This is a genomic window from Mesorhizobium sp. M0166, from assembly GCF_040322255.1.
Lineage (GTDB): Bacteria > Pseudomonadota > Alphaproteobacteria > Rhizobiales > Rhizobiaceae > Mesorhizobium.
Genome location: NZ_JAMYTD010000021.1, coordinates 1 through 18,976 on the forward strand (window position 1 = coordinate 1; position 18,976 = coordinate 18,976).

Annotated in this window: 18 protein-coding genes; 3 read left to right on the forward strand and 15 right to left on the reverse strand. The window is 63.4% G+C overall.

Translation table 11 applies throughout. The features are described 5' to 3' along the window. Positions 1 to 241: 241 nt before the first annotated feature. The 5 genes from NKJ46_RS21615 to NKJ46_RS21635 form a co-directional block, all read right to left on the reverse strand. Positions 242 to 1,354: an ABC transporter ATP-binding protein gene (locus tag NKJ46_RS21615; RefSeq protein ID WP_352667390.1), complete on the reverse strand. Its 1,113-nt coding sequence runs from the start codon at positions 1,352 to 1,354 to the stop codon at positions 242 to 244. 25 nt (positions 1,355 to 1,379) lie between these two features. Then, positions 1,380 to 3,044 carry a beta-galactosidase BglA gene (gene bglA, locus NKJ46_RS21620; protein WP_352667392.1) on the reverse strand — a complete coding sequence of 555 codons (1,665 nt, stop codon included), beginning with the start codon at positions 3,042 to 3,044 and terminating at the stop codon, positions 1,380 to 1,382. 4 nt (positions 3,045 to 3,048) lie between these two features. Further along, a complete protein-coding gene (locus tag NKJ46_RS21625) occupies positions 3,049 to 4,203 on the reverse strand; it encodes a carbohydrate ABC transporter permease (protein WP_352667393.1) in 1,155 nt (384 codons plus the stop codon). Position 4,204: 1 nt separating this feature from the next. Beyond that, positions 4,205 to 5,218, reverse strand: a complete 1,014-nt coding sequence (locus tag NKJ46_RS21630; RefSeq protein ID WP_023680221.1) for a carbohydrate ABC transporter permease — start codon at positions 5,216 to 5,218, stop codon at positions 4,205 to 4,207. A gap of 225 nt (positions 5,219 to 5,443) precedes the next feature. Then, positions 5,444 to 6,799, reverse strand: a complete 1,356-nt coding sequence (locus NKJ46_RS21635; protein WP_352452249.1) for an ABC transporter substrate-binding protein — start codon at positions 6,797 to 6,799, stop codon at positions 5,444 to 5,446. A 362-nt stretch (positions 6,800 to 7,161) separates the two neighbouring features. On the opposite strand from NKJ46_RS21635, the gene NKJ46_RS21640 reads away from it, so the two are divergent. Further along, positions 7,162 to 8,184, forward strand: coding sequence for a substrate-binding domain-containing protein (locus NKJ46_RS21640; protein ID WP_352667395.1), 1,023 nt, complete (start codon positions 7,162 to 7,164; stop codon positions 8,182 to 8,184). Between the two features lie 83 nt (positions 8,185 to 8,267). Here NKJ46_RS21640 and NKJ46_RS21645 read toward each other — a convergent pair whose 3' ends face one another. Next, positions 8,268 to 9,176: a LysR family transcriptional regulator gene (locus tag NKJ46_RS21645; RefSeq protein ID WP_352667398.1), complete on the reverse strand. Its 909-nt coding sequence runs from the start codon at positions 9,174 to 9,176 to the stop codon at positions 8,268 to 8,270. A 95-nt stretch (positions 9,177 to 9,271) separates the two neighbouring features. Here NKJ46_RS21645 and NKJ46_RS21650 point away from each other — a divergent pair, with 95 nt between their 5' ends. Both NKJ46_RS21650 and NKJ46_RS21655 read left to right on the forward strand, forming a co-directional pair. After that, positions 9,272 to 10,090, forward strand: a complete 819-nt coding sequence (locus NKJ46_RS21650) for a class I SAM-dependent methyltransferase (protein ID WP_352667401.1) — start codon at positions 9,272 to 9,274, stop codon at positions 10,088 to 10,090. Positions 10,091 to 10,113: 23 nt separating this feature from the next. Then, a complete protein-coding gene (locus NKJ46_RS21655; protein WP_352667403.1) occupies positions 10,114 to 10,608 on the forward strand; it encodes a DUF8737 domain-containing protein in 495 nt (164 codons plus the stop codon). Positions 10,609 to 10,613: 5 nt separating this feature from the next. Here NKJ46_RS21655 and NKJ46_RS21660 read toward each other — a convergent pair whose 3' ends face one another. The 9 genes from NKJ46_RS21660 to NKJ46_RS21700 all read right to left on the reverse strand — a co-directional run bounded on the left by NKJ46_RS21660 (position 10,614) and on the right by NKJ46_RS21700 (position 18,967). Beyond that, positions 10,614 to 10,754, reverse strand: a complete 141-nt coding sequence (locus NKJ46_RS21660) for a hypothetical protein (protein ID WP_352667601.1) — start codon at positions 10,752 to 10,754, stop codon at positions 10,614 to 10,616. A gap of 140 nt (positions 10,755 to 10,894) precedes the next feature. Then, entirely contained in the window at positions 10,895 to 11,332 is a 438-nt protein-coding gene (locus NKJ46_RS21665; RefSeq protein WP_352667406.1) for a YybH family protein, read from the reverse strand. A 415-nt stretch (positions 11,333 to 11,747) separates the two neighbouring features. Continuing rightward, on the reverse strand, positions 11,748 to 13,196 hold the full coding sequence (locus tag NKJ46_RS21670) for a S8 family serine peptidase (protein WP_352667409.1): 1,449 nt from the start codon (positions 13,194 to 13,196) through the stop codon (positions 11,748 to 11,750). Next, positions 13,186 to 13,854, reverse strand: coding sequence for an anti-sigma factor (locus tag NKJ46_RS21675; RefSeq protein WP_352667412.1), 669 nt, complete (start codon positions 13,852 to 13,854; stop codon positions 13,186 to 13,188). Before NKJ46_RS21675 ends, NKJ46_RS21670 begins: the two co-directional genes overlap by 11 nt. Further along, positions 13,851 to 14,414 carry a sigma-70 family RNA polymerase sigma factor gene (locus NKJ46_RS21680; RefSeq protein ID WP_352667415.1) on the reverse strand — a complete coding sequence of 188 codons (564 nt, stop codon included), beginning with the start codon at positions 14,412 to 14,414 and terminating at the stop codon, positions 13,851 to 13,853. Before NKJ46_RS21680 ends, NKJ46_RS21675 begins: the two co-directional genes overlap by 4 nt. Positions 14,415 to 14,550: 136 nt before the next feature. After that, positions 14,551 to 15,390: an alkaline phosphatase family protein gene (locus NKJ46_RS21685; RefSeq protein WP_352667418.1), complete on the reverse strand. Its 840-nt coding sequence runs from the start codon at positions 15,388 to 15,390 to the stop codon at positions 14,551 to 14,553. 93 nt (positions 15,391 to 15,483) lie between these two features. Next, positions 15,484 to 17,169, reverse strand: coding sequence for an ABC transporter ATP-binding protein (locus NKJ46_RS21690; RefSeq protein WP_352667420.1), 1,686 nt, complete (start codon positions 17,167 to 17,169; stop codon positions 15,484 to 15,486). Next, on the reverse strand, positions 17,169 to 17,996 hold the full coding sequence (locus NKJ46_RS21695) for an ABC transporter permease (RefSeq protein ID WP_352469848.1): 828 nt from the start codon (positions 17,994 to 17,996) through the stop codon (positions 17,169 to 17,171). Before NKJ46_RS21695 ends, NKJ46_RS21690 begins: the two co-directional genes overlap by 1 nt. A gap of 11 nt (positions 17,997 to 18,007) precedes the next feature. Then, positions 18,008 to 18,967: an ABC transporter permease gene (locus NKJ46_RS21700; protein WP_352667423.1), complete on the reverse strand. Its 960-nt coding sequence runs from the start codon at positions 18,965 to 18,967 to the stop codon at positions 18,008 to 18,010. Between the last annotated feature and the right edge of the window lie 9 nt (positions 18,968 to 18,976).

The following is an 18,976-nucleotide window of genomic DNA, read 5'->3' on the forward strand; positions in this document are numbered from 1 at the left end:
CGCCCCCCCCCCCCCCGCCGGGGCCGCGGCCGCCCCCCCCCCCCCCCCCCCCCCCCACCCGCGGGGGGGCCCGCTCCCCCCCCCCCCCCCGGCCGGGGGCCTCCCCCCCCCGCGGGGCCCCCCCCCCCCCCCCCCCCCCCCAAACCTCTTCGGCAATAACTAACAGCCGAACTGGAATTCCAGACAAGAGCGGCGGGCCATGCCCGCCGCTCTTGTTTTTTGCATACCAAAGACGCCCGCCTCAGGCCGCCTTTGCTTCTGCTTCATGGAGCGCGAAAGAGCGCCCGTCCGCGTCGAAAATATGCAGGTCGCCGGCGTCCGCCGTCAGCCGCAGCGTCGCCCCGCGCTTGACCTCGACATTGCCCGGCAGCTTGGTCACCAGCGGCAGGTCGGCGCGGCCGATGTCGACATAGACGAGTTGGACCTCGCCGAGTTGCTCGACATAATCGACCGTGCCTTCGAACAAATAGTCGGCGCCGGTGGCAATCATCAGATCCTCCGGCCGCACGCCGAAGCTCACCGCAGCGCCTTTCGCCGAGGCAGGCGTTGCGATCGGCACCGTCGCCTTGCGGCCGCCGACATGGCTGACGACCGTCGGGTTGCCGGTCCTGTCGATCGTCGCCGGCAGGATGTTCATCGCCGGCGAGCCGATGAACTGGGCGACGAACAGATTGCCGGGCCGCTTGTAGAGCTCCATCGGCGTGCCGACCTGTTCGATATGGCCTTCCTTCAGCACCACGATGCGGTCAGCCAGCGTCATCGCCTCGACCTGGTCGTGGGTGACGTAGATCATCGTTGTGGCCGGCATCGATTCCTTGAGCTTGGCGATCTCGATGCGGGTGGCGACACGCAGCGCCGCGTCGAGGTTGGATAGCGGCTCGTCGAACAGGAAGACCTTGGGATTGCGCACGATGGCGCGGCCGATGGCGACGCGCTGGCGCTGGCCACCCGACATCGCCTTGGGCAGACGGTCGAGATATTTGGTCAGCTGCAGGATCTCGGCCGCCTGGCGCACCCGCTTGTCGATCTCGGCCTTGCTTTCCTTACCGATCTTCATCGAGAAGGCCATGTTGTCGTAGACGGTCATGTGCGGATAGAGCGCATAGGACTGGAACACCATGGCGATGCCGCGCTTCGACGGCGGCACGTCGTTGACGATCTCGCCGTCGATCTTGAGCTCGCCCGAGGTGATCTCCTCCAGCCCGGCGATGCAGCGCAGCAAGGTCGACTTGCCGCAACCAGAGGGGCCGACGAAGACGATGAATTCGCCCGACTTTATGTCGAGGTCGACGCCGTGCAGAATGTTGAGATTGCCATATGATTTCCTCACTTGCCTTAGCGTGACATCGGCCATGGTACCCTCCAGTTCTTCCTTGAATTCAGTCGATACGCCCGAACCAGGCGCCGTAGCCGCCGAGGCGGATAGTGCCGGCGCCAGTCTGTCCCGAAAACCCGTGTCCCGGCAAGGGCTGCAGTGAGCGGCCGCCAAGATCGACCTCGGCCGGCTTTGCTCCGAGATTGAAGGCGCAGACGATCTGCTCGTTGCCTTCGCGGCGCGTGAAGGCGACGGTGTCGCCCTCGCTTTCGATGAACTCGATATCACCCTTGGCCAGTGCCGGATGAGCGCGGCGGAAAGCCAGGAAGCGCCGGTAGTGCTCGAGCAGCGAGCCGTCGTCGCCTTGCTGCACATTGACGGCTTGCGCAAGGTGCTTGCTGGGCACCGGCAGCCAGGGCTTCGCTGTCGAGAAGCCGCCATTGCGGGCAGCACCGTCCCAAACCATCGGCGTGCGGCAGCCGTCGCGGCCCTTGAATTCCGGCCAGAAGCGGATGCCGTATGGGTCCTGCAGATCCTCGAAGCTGAGTTCGGCCTCGCTGAGCCCGAGCTCCTCGCCCTGATAGATGCAGACCGAGCCGCGCAACGACATCAGCAGCGCCGAGATGACCTTGAGATAGGCGGTCGGGTCGGGCTCGCCGGCTGCCCAGCGCGAGGCAGGGCGCATCACGTCATGGTTGGAGAAGGCCCAGCACGACCAGCCGTCGCTGGCCACCTTGCCGAAGGTTTCCAGCACCGAACGCACCTTTGCCGCGCTGATCTTCTCCGGCGCCAGGAAGTCGAAGGAGTAGCACATATGCACGCGCTTGCCGCCGGCCGTATAGGCCGCCACCACTTCCAGCCCACGCTGCGAATCGCCGACCTCGCCAACCGCGGCCGTCGCCGGATATTCGTCGAGCAAGGCGCGGAAGCGTTCGAGGAAGCCGAGGTTTTCAGGCCGGCTCTTGTCGTAGAGATGGTCCTGGTAGTTGTAGGGGTTCACCGCCGGCGCCGTCTGGTCGTTGCGCTGCTCGGGCGGCAGCGGCGGATTGTCTTCCAGGCCTTGGCTGTGGAAATAGAAATTGATGGTATCGAGGCGGAAGCCATCGACGCCGCGCTCCAGCCAGAAGCGGGTGACGTCGAGCAGCGCGTCCTGGACGGCGCGGCTGTGGAAGTTGAGGTCGGGCTGTTCGGCCAGGAAATTATGCAGATAGTATTGCTGGCGGCTGGTGTCCCACTGCCAGGCCGAGCCGCCGAAGATCGACAGCCAGTTGTTGGGCGGCGTGCCGTCCGGCTTGGCATCCGCCCAGACATACCAGTCGGCTTTTGGATTGCTGCGGCTCGACCGGCTCTCCTTGAACCACGGATGGATGTCGGCGGTGTGCGACAGCACCTCGTCGATCATCACCTTGAGCCCAAGCCGATGCGCCTCTGCGGCCAGCGCGTCGAAGTCGGCCAGCGTGCCGAACATCGGATCGACATCGCAATAATCCGACACGTCGTAGCCAAAATCCTTCATCGGCGATTTGAAGAATGGCGAGATCCAGATGGCGTCGACACCGAGCGCGGCGATGTAGGCCAGCCGGCCGATAATGCCCCTGAGGTCGCCGATGCCGTCGCCGTTCGAATCCTGATAGCTGCGCGGGTAGATCTGGTAGATCACCGCACCTCGCCACCAGTCGCGATCGATGGCGAGATCGGGCTTCGGGGTGGCCTTCAAAGCGGATTGCATGATCTCAACCTCCTTTCACCGAGCCGGCAAGCAGCCCGCGGACGAAATAGCGCTGCAGCGAGAAGAACACGATCAGCGGCACGATGATGGTGACGAAGGCCGATGTCGTCAGGATCTCCCAGTCGCCGCCGCGCGAGCCGAGCAACGCATTGAGCTTGGCGGTCAGCACGATCTGGTCGCCCTCGGTACCGAGGAAAACCATCGCCACCAGCAGATCGTTCCACACCCAGAGAAACTGGAAGATGGCGAACGAGGCCAGCACCGGGAACGACAATGGCAGCACGATCTTGACGAAGATCTCGAAATCGCTGGCGCCGTCGATGCGCGCCGATTCCATGATCTCGCGTGGCAGGCCGGCAATATAGCTCCTCAGGAGATAGATGGCGAAAGGCAGGCCGAAGCCGGTATGCGCCAGCCAGATGCCGAGGTAGGTCTTCGATGGCACGCCGAAGAAGCTGCCGACGCCGTTATAGAGCTTCAACAGCGGGATCAGCGACATCTGCAGCGGCACGACCAGGAGGCCGATGATGACGGCGATGAGCAGCGCTCGGCCTGGAAAGCGCATCCAGGCCAGCGCGTAGGCGGCGAACGCGGCGATCAGGATTGGAATGACGGTGGCCGGAATGGTGACGGTCAGCGAGTTCATGAAGGAGCGGCCGATGCCTTCCGAAAACAGCACCGTGTCGTAATTGTCGGTGGTGAATTTCGGCGGCGCCGACGAGGCGTAATAGACGCGCTGGCCGCGTTCGCTTTCGAAAGCCTTCGGCGAGGTCATGACGAAACTGCCGTCGGCATTGAGCTGCAAGGTCACGCCGTCGCCGAGATCGGCTGTCGTGCCGGCGGGATATTGCGTCGGCGCTGCCGACTTGACGCCGAAGGCGCTGATGTTGCGGGCCGGGCCGTCGCCGAAGATATTGCCTTGCAGGACGAACTTGCCGTCCTTCTCGACCTGCGCCGAGGCGGGTGGCAGCCGTCCGGCTTCCGTCTGGCTGGAACTGGTGAACGAGTTCCACCAGCCCGAAGCGATGATCTGGTCCTTGTCGCGCAGCGACGAGACCAGAATGCCGAGCGTCGGGATCGTCCAGATCGCAACGAAGATGAAGACGGCGATATGAACGCCGAAACGGCTGACAAAGGACTTTCCGGTCGAGACAGTCATCTCAATGCCCTTCCGTCTCTTTGTTCGCCTGGCGGATGTTCCAGACCATGATCGGAATGACCGCGATCATGATGATGATGGCGATGGTGGCGCCGCGGCCGAAATCGCCGCCGCCGCGGAACATCCAATCGAACATCAGATTGGCCAGCACCTGGCTGTTCCACTGGCCGTTGGTCATGGTCAGCACGATGTCGAAAACCTTCAGCACCAGGATGGTGATGGTGGTCCAGACGACGGCGATGGTGCCCCAGATCTGCGGCACCATGATCTTCCAGAAGATCTGGAAAGGGTTGGCGCCGTCGATGACGGCGGCTTCCAGCGTCTCTTCTGGAATGCCGCGCAAGGCCGACGACAGGATGACCATGGCAAAGCCGGTCTGGATCCAGATCAGGATGACCATCAGGAAGAAATTGTTCCAGAACGGCAGCGATATCCAGACCTGCGGCTGGCCGCCGAAATACTGGATGATGGCGTTGAGCAGGCCGATCTGCGTCTGCCCGTCGCCGCGATACTCGTAGATGAATTTCCAGATGACGCTGGCGCCGACGAAGGAGATCGCCAGCGGCAGGAAGATCAGGCTCTTGGCGATGGTGCCCCACCAGATCTTGTCGGTGAGCACGGCGATGATCAGCCCGAGGAAGGTGCAGGCGGCCGGCACCACCGCCAGCCAGATGATGTTGTTGAGGATCGAGTTGCGGAACTCGCGGTCGCCGAACGCCCATTGATAGTTGGCCAAGCCGACGAAATGGGCGCCGCCGCGATCGAGGAACGACAGCCTCAGTGTCTCCACCACCGGGTAGATCAGGTAGATAGTGAGGATGATCATCGCCGGGCCGACGAACAGCCAGGGCCTGATCACCCCCTGCCGGCGCAGATTGTTAATCGCCGCCTTGCCGGAAACGCCGCGTGCCGGAAAGATCGTGTCGAGTGCCTTGTTGGCGCCCCAGAAATAGGCGACGCAGCCGCCCACGCCGATGATGATGACGAATATCGCCGAAAAAATCTGAGCCGCCATGGGTCCCTCCCCCTACGCACGGATCCGCCAGTCGAGAATGGCTTTGGCGACGGGATCATGCGCCGATTCAGTTGTCTGGAGCGCGACCAGCCGAAAAGCAGGTCACTGGGCGCGCGTCATGCCGGAATGCGTTGTGCTCACGACAATCGACGCGACGCCAAGCACCGGATAAGGTCCGGGCCGTTTTGAGGCCCGGACCGCAACATGGGAACTCAAGCCTGCCGCTTACTTGATCGCATCCCAGCTTTTCTGGATGTCGGTGGCGACGTCCTGGGCGGACTTGCCGCCGACCAGGTCGATCATGCCGGTCCAGAACGCACCGGCGCCGATCTTGCCCGGCATCAGGTCGGACCCGTCGAAGCGGAAGGTCGAGGCGTTGGCCAGGATCTCGCCCTGCTTCTTCAGCGCGTCGCTGGCATAGGCGTCCTTGTTGACCGACTTGAACGGCGTCACGAAGCCGCCCTGTGCCATCCAGATCTCATGAGCGAGCGGCAGCTTCAGGAATTCGATGAACGCGCGGGCACTCTTGCTATCCTTGGTGATCATGGCCAGCGTGCCGGCGCCGAGCACCGGAGTGCCCAGCTCGGGCTTGGAGGCGTAGGGCGGGTAATAGAAGAAGTCGGCATCCTCGCCGATCTTGGTGCCTTGCGGGAAGAAAGTCGGGATGAAGGATGCCTGGTGGTGCAGATAGCATTTCGGCGGCACCGAGAAGAGGCCCTTCGGGCTGTCGCGGAAATCCGTCGCCGCAACCGCCTTGGCGCCGCCCTCGACCATTTTGTCGTCGGTCGCGATCTTGCCGAAAATGTCGATGGCGTTGACCACGGCCGGATCGTTGAACGGAATTTCGTTCTTCACCCATTTGTCGTAGGTCTCTGGCGTCTGGGTGCGCAGCATGATGTCTTCGACCCAGTCGGTCGCCGGCCAGCCGGTGGCGCCGCCCGAACCGAGCCCGATGCACCATGGCGTGCCGCCGTCGGCGATGATCTTCTTTTCGAGCTCGGCAAGCTCTTCCTGCGTCTTCGGCACCTTGTAGCCGGCTTCCTCGAAATTATCCGGCGAGTACCAGACCAGCGATTTCACGTCGGCCTTGTAGGGGAAGGCGAAGAAGCCGGGCTTGCCGTCCTTGTCCTTGAAGGTGCCGAGGTCGACCCAGGATTGGCCGGCGCCGTAATTGTCCTTGACCCAGTTGGCGGTGTCGTCGCCGAGCGGCGTCAAAAGGCCCTTCGATGCCAGATCCTGGATCAGGCCCGGCTGCGGCAGCACGGCGATGTTGGGCGGGCTGCCGGCCTGCGTGTCGATGACGATCTGCTGCTCGTAATTCTCCGACGAGGAGTACTTGATCTCGGCGCCGGTGGCTTCGGAGAAGTAATCGAGGACGGTGCGGATCAGCCCTTCGTCCTCGCCGCGCCACGGTCCGAAGATCGTCAGCGTCTCGCCCTTGAGGTCGACCTTCTTGAGCTCTTCGTAGTTGGCCCAGTTGAAACGGGGATCTTCGCCCGGCTTGAACTTCAGTTCGGCTTGCGCGGGCATGGCCAGGGCGAGCGTGGCAAACGCAGCGCCCAGCAGAAGCATTTTCTTCATCGGTATTCCCTCCCAGTGGTGACAAACACCGAACGAAACCTCCATTCCGTCCGCCGGCGCTGCAGGACTGTGACTCAGTCGGAAAGGAACTGCAACCTTTCGTGGAGTCTTCCAAAGCGCTTTGGTGATTTTGATCACGCCACTGAATTAATCCGGAGTCAAGAGGGAGCCGGCTTAATCGATTTAATTTCTGCAGCCGATTGCCGGCGAAAGTGCGCTGCAGCACAGTTTTCTGGCGGTGCAGCAGCAAATTCGGCTTCAAACCGGTCCGAACCGTGCTTATGGTCATTGCGCTCGGCAACGCAGTTCGTAGCGGTCAGATCGATTCAGATTAAAAGCGTTTTGAGGTTTGGAGGCCTCCGGTGAACCTCAAGCAGCTCTCCCACATGCTGGCGCTTTCGCAGACCACGGTGAGCCGCGCATTGAACGGCTACCCGGAAGTCAACGAGGAGACGCGCCGGCGGGTGGTCGATGCTGCCAAGCGTCACGGCTATCGCCCCAATCCGAGCGCCCGCCGGCTGGCGACCGGCAAGACCGGCATGATCGGCTATGTGCTGCCGACGGGAACGACCGTCGATATCGACCCGCATTTCGTCGAGTTCCTGTCCGGCCTCGGCGACTATGCGCGTTCGCACGAGCTCGACCTTGTGCTGTCACCGGCCGATGCCGACGACCAGGAGACGACCTACCGCCGCATCGTCGCCAACCGGCAGGTCGACGCGGTCTATATCTCCTCGCCGAGGCCGGCCGACCGGCGGGTGGCGTTGGTCAATACGCTCGGCATTCCCTTCATCGTCCATGGCCGCAGCGAGGGCTTCGATTTTGACTACCCCTTCACCGACATCGACAACGAGGGCGCCTTCCACGAAGCGGCGCGGCTTCTCGTGCAGCTCGGGCACAGGCGGCTGGCACTGATCAATGGCGATGATCGCGAGACCTTCGCCATCCATCGCGAGCGCGGCGTGCGCCGCGCGCTTGCGGCAAGTGGCCTGGTGCTTCGTGATCAGCATGTCTGTTCCCTCACCATGACCGAGGAGAACGGCTACCGCGCCGCCAGGCGCCTGCTGGAACAAAGCGACGCGCCAACGGCGATCGCCTGCTCCAGCCTGATCATGGCGCTCGGCGTGGTGCGCGCGGTGCGCGATCTCGGCCTGACCATTCCGGGCGACCTGTCGCTGATCGCCCATGACGACGTCTTTCCCTGGCTGAAGCCGGAAAATTTTTCGGTGCCGCTGTCGACGACACGTTCGTCGATCCGCCTGGCCGGCGCACGCATCGCCGAACGGCTGGCGGCGCGGATTTCCGGCCTGGAGGAGGGCGCTCGCGGCGAGGTCTGGCCGGTCGACCTGGTGGTCAGGGGATCGGTCGCCAGCGCGCCTGCCTAGGGGCATAACTCAATCACTCTGAACGACCAAAGTCGCCGTTGGGTGGCTGTTGGCCAGCACAGGCAATCGCCATGCGTCATGTCTCAGGCCGCGGACTTGAGGTGATCGATAAAGACGCGCAGCTTCGGCAGGACTTGGCGCTTGCCAAGATGGTAGAGAAAGACGCCCGGCGTCGTCGCAGCGATGTCGTCCAGCACCGATCTGAGTTTTCCTTCGGCTATCGGACCTTCGGCGACGGGTCGAGGCGTCTGCGCCAGCCCAACGCCCTTTGTCGCAGCCCCGAGCAACGTTGGATAGTCGTGCGCGATCAGTGGGCCTGAGACGATCGCCTCGATAGCACCGTTGCCGTCGGCGAAGGTCCAGGGCGCGATGGCGCCGTTCGAGCGGCGCAAGCGCAGGCAGGCGTGGTGGCGCAAGTCGTCGACACGTTCGGGGTAGCCGTGGCGCTCGAGATAGTCAGGGCTGCCGACGACCACGAACGTGAACGGCGGGGTCAGCCGCACCGCGACCATGTCGGCGGCGATGAGCTGGCCGAGGCGGATGCCGGCGTCGAACCCGCCGGTCGCGAGATCGACCATCTCGTCGCTTGCGGCGATCTCCAGTTCGATCTCGGGATAAGCTCGGCAGAACGACGCGATCATCGGCTCCAGGATCAATGGCACGACGGCGCGGGGCACGGACAGGCGCAGCAGCCCGGTCGGCCGTTGGCCGACGTCGCGCGCAGCCTCGCCGGCCGCGGCGATCTCCTCGAAGGCAGGGCCGGCGCGGTCGAGGAAGCGCTGGCCGGCCTCGGTCAGACCGACGCTCCGCGTCGTGCGGGCGAACAGCGCCGCACCCATGCGGGCTTCCAGCGTGCGCACCGCCTGGCTCACGGCAGACGGCGTCACGCCGAGATCGGCGGCGGCACGGCGGAAATTGCGGTGCCTGGCGACAGCCAGGAACACCTCGACCCCCTCCAGTGCACCACGCCGGATTGTGTAGTCCTGCTTCATAGGTTGTTCTGATTACAGCGGATAGTCGGATTATGGAAGCGGGCTTAGGTAAGAGCTGCAAGCCAGGAGACATCTTGCCCAGGAGATATATTGCAATGACCGATGAACTTGATGGCGTGCGCGACCATTATCGCGCGACCGGCCTGACCGAGCGGCTGAAGACGGTACTGGCTGCCCTCGGCCCGGAGGATCAGCTTCTTACGCCCCAGCAATTGGGCACCCTCGACCAGTTTCACACCCGTGGGCTTGCCTCGACCGCCGAGATTGCCCAATTGGCGGGGATCGCGGCCGGCACGTCGGTTCTGGACGTCGGCTCGGGCCTCGGCGGGCCGGCGCGCTTTCTGGCTGCAACCTATGGCTGCCGGGTTACCGGCGTGGACCTCAGCGAGCCTTTCGTGGATGCTGCGCGCTATTTGACTGAGCGCACGGGACAAAGCGGACAGCTGTCGTTTCAGACCGCCAGCGCATTGGAGCTTCCATTCGATGATAGCCGTTTCGACGTCGTGCTGCTGCAGCATGTGGCGATGAACATCTCCGACCGGGCGCGGCTCTACGGCGAGATCCGGCGCGTGCTGAAACCAGGCGGCAGGTTTGCCACCTTCGACGTCGTCTCGGCCATTGGCGAGCCGCACTATCCGCTGCCTTGGGCGCGAACGCCGGCGACGAGCTTCCTCCTCACAGCCGAAGCGACGGGCGAGGCGATCGAACCGGCCGGCTTCCGCGTGCTGGCGTGGCAAGACGACACCGAGACCGCCAAGGCCTGGTTCGCGCAACTGCGCGCATCCGGGCCGCCGCCTTCACCAAATCTCGGCGTGGTGATGGGACCGGACTTCGCTCAGCTTTCGACCAACCTGGGACGAAATCTCATGCAAGGCCGGCTCGGCGTCCTGACCGCGGTGTTCGAGGCCGTGTGAACCAACTGTTGGGAGGACGTCAGATGTCCACGGAAGTGCTGTTTCAAACCCATCTCGTTCTGGGCTATGTCGCGTGGCTGCTCTGCTTCGGTGCGTACGGTTTGCCGTGGCTCAGGTCGATGGACCGGGTCGCGGCGCAACGCGCTATCGCTACGCTGCACAGCTTCCGCTTCTTCGGGCTCGTCTTCATGGTTCCGGGCGTCGTAAGCCCCAATCTGCCCGCTGATTTCGCCGTGTTCGCCGCCTACGGCGATTTCGCGACTGGGGTGCTGGCCATGCTGGCGCTGCTCACGGTGAGGATACGCCCGCTCTTCTGGCCATTGGTCGTCGCCTTCAACGTCGTAGGGACGGTCGACCTCATCGTCGACTATTACCACGCCATTCAGATCGGGCTTCCTGCACGCGCGGGGGAACTGGGCGCAACCTACGCGATCCCGATCATCTACGTACCGCTGCTGATGATCACGCACATCACTGCGTTTTATTTTCTGGCGCGTCCTCGGCAAAACGCGACTTGAGCGGGCTATTTCTTGGCCGCCTCGGCCGCCTTGGCGTCCAGCAGGCCAAAGCCGAAATCATAGTCCTGAAGCCGGAAAATTTTTCGGTGCCATTGTCGACGACGCGCTCGTCGATCCACCTGGCCGGCGCACGCATCGCCGATCACTCCGGGCGACCGAGTTCGACCCAGAGCGGCCGTCCGCCCCTGCGAGCCCGATGACGCGGGCCAACCCTTAGCACAGAACGACTGGAGAATAGCCGCGCTGCAGCAGCAAACGAGATCGATCGCTTCCCCATACCAAACCGCTATCGGTGGAGTACCGAATCGGCCGGCTGAGCCGTCGTTATCGGATCGGCATGACGATGCACAATCTTCCACAGACCATCTTCTGGGCGAAAGACGCTCGTCGCGCGTAACGCAAGAGGCGTGACATCGCTCCGACCGCCAACCTTGGACCTGAGCTGCTCCACTTCGACGATGTATGCCAGCTCGGACGTCACACATTTCGCTATGTTCTCGAAGCCGGTAGCGTCGCCGTCCCTGTAGTTCGATGCCGCTTGCTCCATCGTCTCAACGACCTGTTTCCATCCATGCGCGAAAGGGCCAAACGGATTGCCCAGTGTTACATCGTCTCGTTGGGAGAAGAGCTTCTCCGCTGGCGCGGGGTTTCCTTTCATGAACTCATCCAGGGCCAGGTGGTATTTTTCAACTGCTTGATCGAAGTCACTGGCGTCGAGGGACACGTCATCCTCCCTATCGTTTTTATTTCTGATCCAGACTGGCGACCACAGGTCTACATTCTGTGTGCCCGCAGCGGTGAAGCATTTCCCTGCTGCGGCGTAGTGCAGGTTGGCTTGGTCATTATAGCACGGCGTGAGACAAGTTTCGCGACAGCGTTGTGAGACGGCTCGGCAAATCGCCGCTCTCCATCGAGGCCGGTGGAAACCCGTCGCGATATCCTGAGCGTAGAATTCTGTTCTCGAATAATGCTGCTGCTGCCCTTGGGAAGCATAAACGTTCTCAGTTTATACAAAGGTCAGGAACAATATTCTTAGAGCATCGGCCAGAGTCGAGTTTTACACGGCCTCCACCCTTCTCGGCCATTTGCGACAACCAACTGATTGAGCTTTGATAAGTCAGAAGCTTCAAACACGAGACTTAGTCCTTGGCCGCCTCGGCCGCTTTGGTGTCCAGCAGGCCAAAGCCGAAATCATTGTCGCGCCCCTTGGGGCCGAGATCCTTTGCCGTGGCGGCGAGTGCTTTCTCGACCCAGTCGGCGGAGCGGTCGGGCGCGGCATGCAACAGATTGGCGATCGCGCCGGTCACGATCGCCGCTGCAAAGGAAGTCCCGGTCACCACATCCGAGCCGGCGCCGCTCGGCGCCACCATCTCGACGCCGGGAGCGGAGATGAAGACGTAGGCGCCGCGATTGGCCTGTGGCATCAGCCCGTCCTTGGCATCGGTAGCCGTCACCGCGATCACCCCGTCGAGGGCGGCCGGATAACCATAGGGCGCTTTCGGCCCGTTATTGCCGGCGGCGGCGACCAGCACGATGCCAAGCGCGCGCGCATTGCGGCAGGCGATGCCGAGCAGGTCGTTCTTCGGGCCGACGAAGCTCATGTTGATGATGCGGACATCCTGCTCCGCCGCCCAGTCGAGCGCCGAAAGGATCACGTCCATGGTCGACTTGCCACCCTCGAAGGCGCGGGCGTGATAGATCCTGGCGCCCGGCGCCATGCCTTTGAACGTGCCGGTGCCGGCAATCAGGCCGTCGACCGAAGTGCCGTGGTCGCGCGCCTTGATCGGCACGTCGGGCATGGCATCGAACTGCCCGGCAATAACGCCGGAAAGCGCCGGGTTGCTGTCGTCGATGCCGGTGTCGATGACGCCAATGCGGACATTCTCGCCGCTGGCCGCGTTGGCGTCGAGTGCGATGCGCTCGAACGCATAATTGACGATGCTGGCCTGCTGAAGCGAGTAGACATGATTGGCCTCACGCCGCAAAGTGCGGCCGTCGGCGGCAAGCTGCGCCAGCACGACGCCAACCGGGCGGCCATCGGGAATACCGAAGCGCACCAGTGTGTTGCCGAGCAGCCGCGACTGCCGTTGCGAGCGTATCTCGAGACCGAATGAGGCGGCGATCTGCTGGACCGCGCCGGCATCGCCATTGACGGTGACCAGCACCTCGTCGGGCACGAAATCGCCGATCACGGCGCGCGGCGGCACGGTTGCGACAAGATCGGTCGGCGCCACGACCGGACCGCCCGGCACGGCAGCCTGTATTGCCGGGGCACCTGCGGGTGCAGCGGACGGCGGCGCCGCAGTATTGCCAGGAGGTATCGGCGCCCCGGTGACTACGGCAGGATTGGGGAACAGGTCGACAATCAAGCCCGGAAGAAACACTGCGCCCGTCGTTCCAGGAGCCGGCGTTTTGCCACCATCTTTCACGGCGCCGCCATCCTTGGCGCAGTTGGCGTTGGCAGCACTTCCCCGGTTCAGGCAGTCGACCTCAGCCTGGCTGAGGTTCGGGTCGTTGGTCTGGGCCATTGCGGACGCGGCGAAGATTGTCATCGCCGCCGTCAATCGAATGACCGCCTTAGCCGCCATCAGCCGGTTTCCTTCCCTCCAGCGCAGCTTCGGTGAAAGGCTGGGCGGCAATAAGGCCAAGCAGCTTCTGATAGTCGGCGGCGGTCTTGGCCGGAACGCCGAGGCGGAAGACGCCGTCGGCGGTCGGCCCGCCGGCGATCTTCAACTGGTTCTGGTCGAGAAAAGCGACGATGTCGGACAGTTTCGCATCCGGTTTGAACTTCACAAGGGCAAACGGCATTTTGGCCAGATCGTCTTCCGATCCGGCAATCTCGAAATCGCCGCCTCTGTTGCCGGTCTGCACAAAGGATTGCGCGACGACCAGGGCCAGCAGCACCGCGGCCGCCGCCCAGGCGACGCCGGCGGGCAGCGCCATGAAGCGGCTCCAGGCCTGCGCTAGCCGGGACGATGCCGCAGGCGCGCGGGGCGGGCCGGCCTCGGCGTCGAGCGCCTTGGCAAAGCGGCTGAGCGCATCGGCCGGCGGGCGGATCGCCTCGTTTGCGGCAGCGGTGCCGGAGAATTCGGCCTCGGCCTCGCCTAGTGCGGCCATCGCCGCCGGATCGCTCGCCAGCCATTCCTCGATGGCTTCGAGCTCGGTGCCCTCCAGCGAGCCGTTCAGATAAAACGGCAGCAGCATTTCCATTTCGTCGCGGCGTGACATTTTTTCAGCGGCGCTCATGGCCACCCCCTGTCGTAACCGGCGGCCTTGAGGGCTTCGCCGAGTTTCTTGCGAGCGTAGAACATCCTGGTCTTGACCGTGGCGACCGGGATGCCGAGTATCTCGCCGATCTCGCTCACCGATTGCCCGTGATAATAGGCAAGGTCGATCACCGTACGGTGCTCTTCCGGCATGGCATCGATAAAGCGTCGCAAGGCAGCGGCCTTATCTTCTTTCATCGTTACGACTTCCGGCGTGTCGGCACCGTCGGCGACCTGGGCCGCGTCATCGTCATCGATCCAGTCTTCCTTCTTCTTGCGCAGCAGGGACAGCGCCTTGAAGCGGGCAATGCCGAGCAGCCATGTCGAGACCTCCGAGCGCCCCTCGAAAGCCGGCGCCTGCCTCCAGAGTTCGAGGAACACCTCGTTCGCAATATCGTCGGCCATCAGTTCCGATCCCGTCTGGCGTGCCACGAAGCGGTAGACCCGCGCGTGGTGGCGCATGAACAGGAGCCGCACGGCGGCACGGTCGCCCTTCGCGACCCGCTCGACGAGCGCGCGATCGGTCTCCGCGGTCGTCATCGCCGGTCGAGCCGCCCGGCTCCTGCCTGCTCTGTCGCTGATCGGCCCCAAAAGGTTCACCGCATCCGCCCGAGGATTTTTGCGGAGGCTAGCCGAAGAGCGGGAACGTTGCCAGAGGGGAGAAGAGGGCGCGCGCTCAGCTCAGAAATGGCTTTGCCTTCATCGTCGCCGGCACCGGCACGCCGAGGCGCGCAAGCACTGTCGGCGCGAGCTGCAGCTGATCGAGCAGCGTATTGGCTTCCGGACCCTCGCCGGATCCGAAGTAGTAAAGTGCGAAATCCTGCATCTCCTCGTCGTGGCCGCCATGATGGCCGCGATTGGTCTGGCCATGATCGGCGGTGACGATCACCTCGTAGCCGGCCTCCCGCCAGCGCGGCAGGAAGCCGGCGAGCATGGCGTCCATTGCATAGACGGCATGATCCATCTCGTGGCAATCATGGCCGAATCGGTGGCCCATCGAGTCCAGAGTGCAGCTGTGCAGGATGCCGTAGTCGATGCCGTAGCGCCTGGTCAGCATGGTCAACGTCGCGAACAGGTCGACGTCGCTCGGCGTCATCTGGTTCCTGGCATTGTAGCCGGTCATGGTGTGGAACCGGCCATGGCTGATCGGCCTGCCCGGCTGGTCGAACTCCATGTCCTCGACCAGATCGAACGGATAGGCCCGGAAGAATTCGGACCAGTAGGAATGGGTGACCGCACCCGTCTTGCCGCCGGCCCTGGTGACTTCGGAGAAGATGTCCGGCTGTTCGACGCGAAACCGGTTCTCGTTCGACAGGATACCGTGCACTTGGGGCGGCACGCCGGTGTGGATCGAGGCATAGCAGGATGCCGAGGTCGACGGCAGGACGGAGCGCATCTTCCATACGCGCGCTTCGCCTGATTGCACCCAGCCTTCGAGATTGCCCATCAGCCGTCGCCAGTTCCGGTAAGGCACGCCGTCGAGGATGATGAGCAATAGTTTTGTGTTGAGCGCCAAGGGCGCCTCCATGCGGCTTAATCGGAAAAGTCAGGGCGGGCCTGCCGTTCAATCCACGCCCCGACAGGATCGTCGGGCCCAAAGGGCGGCCCGCTAGTTCCCCGCACTGGCCATGCGGCGTCCCTTGATCGCCTTTTCCAGCCAGCCGATCTCCATTTCTGGCACCGACGACAGCAAAAGATCGGTGTAGGCATCGAACGGCGGCGTCAGAACCTTGCTCTTGGCGCCGTAGCGCACCACCTCGCCGCGATACATCACCGCGATCGAATCGGCGATCGACTTGACCGTCGCCAGGTCGTGGGTGATGAACAGGTAAGCGACGTTTTCCTCCTTCTGCAGCTCGAGCAGCAGCTCCAGTATGCCGTGGGCCACCAGCGGGTCGAGCGCCGAGGTCACCTCGTCGCAGATGATCAGCTTCGGCTTGGCGGCGAGCGAACGGGCGATGCAGACGCGCTGCTTCTGGCCGCCCGAAAGCTCGGCCGGGTAGCGGTCGATATAGCCCTTGCCCATTTCGATCTTGTCGAGCAGTTCGGCGACGCGTTTGTCGCGCTCGCGCCCGCGCATCCCAAAATAGAATTCCAGCGGCCGGCCGATGATAGTGCCGACCGTCTGGCGCGGGTTCATCGCTACGTCGGCCATCTGGTAGATCATCTGCAGTTGGCGAAGATCCTCTTTCGGCCGGTCGGCAAGCCGGTTGGCGAGCGGACGCCCGTCGAAGGTGACGGTCCCCTGTTCGGGCGGCAAGAGGCCGGTGATGGCGCGCGCCAGCGTCGACTTGCCGGAACCGGACTCGCCGACCACAGCCAGCGTCTGGCCGGGGAAAATGTCGACCGAGACGTTCTTCAGCACCTTGATGTGACTGCGGCCATAGGCGGCGGTGATGTTCTTGACCGACAGGAACGGGCTCGTGCCGGGCTTCTGCTCCTGGTGTTCGATCTCATGCACCGAGACCAGCGCATTGGTGTATTCCTGGCGCGGCTCCTTGATGATCTGGCGGGTGCCGCCCCATTCGACCAGCCGGCCGTGGCGCAGCACCATGATCTCGTCCGAGACCTGGGCGACTACGGCAAGGTCATGGGTGATGTAGAGCGCCGCGACATGCGTGTCGCGGATGGCATCCTTGATCGCCGCCAAGACGTCGATCTGCGTCGTCACGTCGAGCGCAGTGGTCGGCTCGTCGAAGACGATCAGGTCGGGCTCCGAGCACAGCGCCATTGCCGTCATCACGCGCTGCAGCTGACCGCCCGAGACCTGGTGGGGGAAGCGCTCGCCGATGCTTTCGGGGTTCGGCAGGCTGAGCTTCTTGAACAGCGCCACGGCGCGCTTTTCAGCTTCGGCCCGCGTCGCCGTGCCGTGCAGGAGTGCTGCCTCGACCACCTGGTCCATCAGCCTGTGCGCCGGATTGAAGGCCGCTGCCGCCGATTGCGCAACGTAGCAGACCTCGCGGCCGCGCAATTTGCGGAACCCTTCGTTGCCGCTCTTCAGGATGTCGCGGCCATTGAGGATGACCTCGCCGCCGGTGATGCGCACGCCGCCGCGGCCGTAGCCCATCGACGACAGGCCGATGGTCGACTTGCCGGCGCCGGACTCGCCGATCAATCCGAGCACCTTGCCCTTTTCGAGCGTCAGCGAGACGTCGTGCACCAGCACGATGTTCTTCGGCGCCTCGCCCGGCGGATATACGGTGGCCTCGATGCGCAGATTGCGGATGTCGAGCAGCACGCCGGACTTCGGTTGCCCGGACTTCGGTTGCCCGGGCTTCGGTTGCTTGTCAGCCATTACCCGCGTCCTCCCTTCAGGCTTGTGGTGCGGTTGAGCACCCAGTCGGCGACGAGATTGACCGAAATCGCCAGCGCTGCGATCGCCGCCGCCGGAATGAGGGCGGCGCCTATGCCGAAGACGATGCCATCCTTGTTTTCCTTGACCATGCCGCCCCAATCGGCGTCCGGCGGCTGCACGCCAAGCCCGAGGAAGGAAAGCGTCGACAGGAACAGCACGGCATAGATGAAGCGAAGGCCGAGTTCCGAAACCAGCGGCGACAGCGCATTGGGCAGGATTTCGCGGAAGATGATCCAGCCGCTGCCTTCGCCGCGCAATTTGGCCGCCTCGACGTAATCCATGACGTTGATGTCGACGGCGACCGCCCTCGACAGGCGGTAGACGCGGGTCGAATCCAGAACGCCCATGACCAGGATCAGCGTCACCAGATTGGATGGCAGCACCGACAGCACGACAAGCGCCATGATCAGCGTCGGGATCGACATCAGGAGATCGACGAGACGCGACAGCAGCGTGTCGAACCAGCCACCGAAAACCGCTGCCGAGAAGCCGAGAATGGCGCCGAGCGAGAACGACAGCGCGGTCGCCAGCACCGCGATGAAAAGGGTGATGCGGGCGCCGTAGATCATGCGCGACAACAGATCGCGACCAAGATTGTCGGTGCCCAGCCAATGCGCCGCCGACATCGGTTCCCAAGGGACGTCGCTGACGATCTCGGCATTGCCGTGCGGCGCGATCCACGGCGCAAAAATTGCTGCCAGCACGAACAGCGCCGTCAGCACGATGCCGACCAATGCCGGGATGGGGATGCGTTTGATGACGAGCATACCCGACCCCTTCATTTCGGATGTCTAAGGCGCGGATTGGCGACGATCGCCGCTATGTCCGCGATGATGTTCAGGCTGATATAGACGGCGGCGAAGATCAGCCCGACCGCCTGCACCACAGGCACGTCACGCTTGGTGACGTGGTCGACGAGATATTGGCCCATACCCGGATAGACGAAGATGACTTCGACAACGACGACGCCGACGATGAGATAGGCGAGATTGAGCATGACGACGTTGATGATCGGCGCAATCGCATTGGGGAAGGCATGCCTGCGGATAACCGCGAAGGCCGAAAGCCCCTTGAGTTCGGCGGTTTCGACATAGGCCGACTGCATGACGTTGAGGATCGCGGCGCGCGTCATGCGCATCATATGGGCGAGCACCACCAGGGTCAGCGCCGCCGCCGGCAGTGCTATGGCCTGGATGCGTTCACCGAACGGCATCCCGTCATAGACGGTGGAAATGGCGGGAAACCATTGATGTTGCACCGCGAAGAAAAAGACGAGCACATAGCCGACGAAGAATTCCGGGAAGGACGTCGAGGCCAGCGCCAGTCCCGAGATCAGCTTGTCGACCCAGCCATTGCGGTAGCGCACCGCGATCAGCCCGAGGATGATCGCCAGCGGCACCGCGACGATCGCCGCCCAGAAGGCGAGGAACAGCGTGTTCCACAGCCTTCCCTTGATCGAGGTTGCGATATCCTGACCGCTCGACATAGCCGTGCCGAGATCACCGGTCAGGATGCCGCCGAGCCAGCGAAAATAACGGATGTAAGCGGGATCATTGAGGCCGAGCTGCTCGCGCAGATTGGCGAGCGACTCCGGTGTCGCTGACTGTCCGAGAATGGCTTGTGCGACGTCGCCGGGCAGGATCTGGGTGCCGGCGAAGATCAGGACCGAAACGGCCAATAGAAGGATGATGCCCAGCGCAATGCGCTGGGCCACCAGTTTCACGATGGGTGAGGACATATCCGCAAG